General features: G+C 31.1%; 2 protein-coding genes and 1 pseudogene. All 3 read left to right on the top strand.

The window, feature by feature from the left end; genetic code table 11:
• The coding region (locus AVBRAN9331_RS09585) for an ATP-binding protein (protein ID WP_442862303.1) at positions 1–943 on the top strand (943 nt) is incomplete at its 5' end.
• Between the two features lie 11 nt (positions 944–954).
• Positions 955–2437: pseudogene (locus AVBRAN9331_RS09580) on the top strand (biotin attachment protein); the annotation flags it as partial.
• Between the two features lie 128 nt (positions 2438–2565).
• Positions 2566–2757, top strand: coding sequence for a biotin/lipoyl-containing protein (locus AVBRAN9331_RS09930; RefSeq protein WP_442862304.1), 192 nt, complete (start codon positions 2566–2568; stop codon positions 2755–2757).
• The last annotated feature ends 41 nt before the right edge of the window (positions 2758–2798 follow it).

Genomic DNA, 2798 nt, shown 5'->3' with positions numbered 1-2798 from the left:
CGGTGGTCGTGGGATTAAAGAAGTCTGGAATGAAGATGAATTAATACCTGCATTTAATACTTGCAAAAGAGAAGCTAAAGCATATTTTAATAATGATGATGTCTTTATGGAAAAACTCATAGAAAATCCACGCCACATAGAATTTCAAATATTAGGCGATAATTATGGCAATATAATTCATTTATGCGAAAGAGATTGTTCTATTCAAAGACGCCATCAAAAAATAATAGAAATCGCACCTTGTCCATCAATAAGCGAGCATTTAAGAAAAAGTATGGGAGCTACTGCAGTAGCAGCTGCAAAAGCGGCTGGATATACTAATGCAGGAACGGTTGAGTTTTTGTTAGATGATTACAATAGATTTTATTTTATGGAGATGAATACTAGAATACAAGTTGAACACGGCGTTACAGAAGAGATAACAGGGGTTGATTTAATAGTAAGGCAATTAAGATATGCAGCAGGACAAATTCAAGAATTAGAACAAAGTGATATTAAATCAAATGGTTTTGCTATTGAAGCTAGAATTACTGCAGAAGATGCTAATAAGAATTTCATACCAACACCAGGAATGGTTACAGAATATTATCCTGCTTTAGGACCTTCAGTTAGGGTTGATAGCCATCTTTATAAAGGTTATAAAATCCCGCCATTTTATGACTCTTTAGTCGCAAAATTAGTTGTAAAAGCGTCTAGTTATGATTTAGCGGTAAATAAATTAGAAAGAGCTTTAGAAGAATTTACAATAGAAGGCGTAAAAACAACAATTTCATTTTTAAAAACTATTGCAAAAAGTAAAGAATTTAGAAAAGGTATTTTTGATACGAGTTATATAAAAACAAATTTAGAAAAAATTCTAAGCAATATTGATGATAAAAATAAAAAAGATAAAGATGAAATAATCGCTTCAATTTGTGTGGCATTAAAAGATAAATTAAATTAAAGGAGAGAAAAATGGCTAAAAAATATATAGATATTATGGATACAAGTTTTCGTGATGGCTTTCAATCAGTTTATGGAGCTAGAGTTTTAATGAATGATTTTTTCCCAGCATTACAAGCTGCAAAAGAAGCTGGGATAAGGCATTTTGAATTTGGTGGAGGGGCAAGATTTCAAAGCCTTTATTTTTATACAAACGAAGATGCATTTACTATGATGGATAAATTCCGTGAAATTGTAGGAGATGGTATTAATCTTCAAACCCTTGCTCGTGGAGTAAATACCGTTACACTTGATACTGGTAGTCGTGAAATAATAGATTTACACGCAAAATTATTCGCAAAACACGGAACTACTACGATTAGAAATTTTGACGCTTTAAATGATGTTGAGAATTTAAAATATAGTGGCGAAAGAATAGTGCATTATGGTTTAAAACACGAAATTGTAATAACTATGATGGATTTACCAATAGGTTGCAAAGGCGCTCACGATACTAAGTTTTATGAAAAAACCCTAAAAGAAATTTTAAAAGCTAATATCCCATTTCATAGCATTTGTTTTAAAGACGCATCAGGGACAAGTAATCCACAAAAAGTATATGAAACAATAAAAATGGCTAGAAAACTTCTACCTGCAAATACTCATATTAAACTTCATACTCACGAAAGTGCAGGTGTTAGTGTAGCTTGTTATTTAGCAGCACTTGAAGCTGGTGTTGATGGAATTGACCTTGCAGCAGCTCCTGTTAGTGGTGGAACAAGTCAGCCTGATATTCTTACAATGTTACACGCTGTAAAAGGTAAAAATTATGATTTAGGTGGGCTTGAAGTTGAAAAAATCTTAAAATATGAAGAAGTATTTAAAGATTGTATGAAAGATTATTTTATGCCACCTGAAGCTATACAAGTTAGTCCATTAATACCGATTTCACCTATGCCAGGTGGAGCATTAACAGCGAATACTCAAATGATGAGAGATAATAATGTATTAGATAAATTCCCTGATACTATAAAAGCGATGAGCGAAGTGGTAAAAAAAGGTGGCTTTGGAACTAGCGTAACTCCTGTTAGTCAATTTTATTTCCAACAAGCATTTAATAATGTAATGTTTGGCGAATGGAAAAAAATTGCAGAAGGCTATGGCAAAATGGTTTTAGGCTATTTTGGAAAAACCCCTGTAGCACCAGATCCAAAAATAGTAAAACTTGCAAGTGAGCAATTAAATCTAAAACCAACAAAAGAAAAAGCAATAGATTTAGCCGACCTTGATGAAACCAAATCACTTAAATACATTGAAAAAATACTTAAAAAAGAAGGTATTTTAGTAACTGATGAAAATCTATTCATAGTTGCAGCTTGTAAAGAAAAAGGATTAGCATTTTTAAAAGGTGAAGCAAAAGTCAATGTTAGAAAAATTTCTCAAAATACTAAATCAAATTCTAACAATCTTTATTCAGTGCAAGTCAATGATAAAACCTATGATGTAGAAATTGAAAAAGACAAAATTTTAGTAAATGGCAATAGCTACGAAGTAAAAGTAAAAGAAAAAGAAAATACTTCAAAAATTATTGAAAAACAAGAAATTTCACAATCAATAGCTAATGATAAAAGCATTTTAGCCTCAATGTCAGGAAATGTGTTTAAAGTGCTTGTAAAAGCAGGAGATAAAGTAAAAGCAGGACAAGAATTATTTATTCTTGAAGCTATGAAAATGGAAGTTTCAATTGAAGCAACGAGTGATGGAATAATAGATAAAATATTTGTAAAACAAGGAGATAATGTAGAAGCTATGCAAATTTTAGCTAGTTTAAAATAAATTTTAGAATCTGTTTTGACAGATTCTAATATATCTTTAAG

It is taken from the genome of Campylobacter sp. RM9331 (assembly GCF_020137685.1).
In the GTDB taxonomy this organism is placed as follows: domain Bacteria; phylum Campylobacterota; class Campylobacteria; order Campylobacterales; family Campylobacteraceae; genus Campylobacter_E.
Note: the sequence above shows the minus strand (reverse complement) of the source record. Positions and strands in the feature narration are given on the sequence as shown.

Coding starts and splice junctions, on each gene's coding strand:
- AVBRAN9331_RS09930 (WP_442862304.1), top strand. CDS start 2,566: ATGTCAGGAAATGTGTTTAAAGTGCTTGTAAAAGCAGGAGATAAAGTA.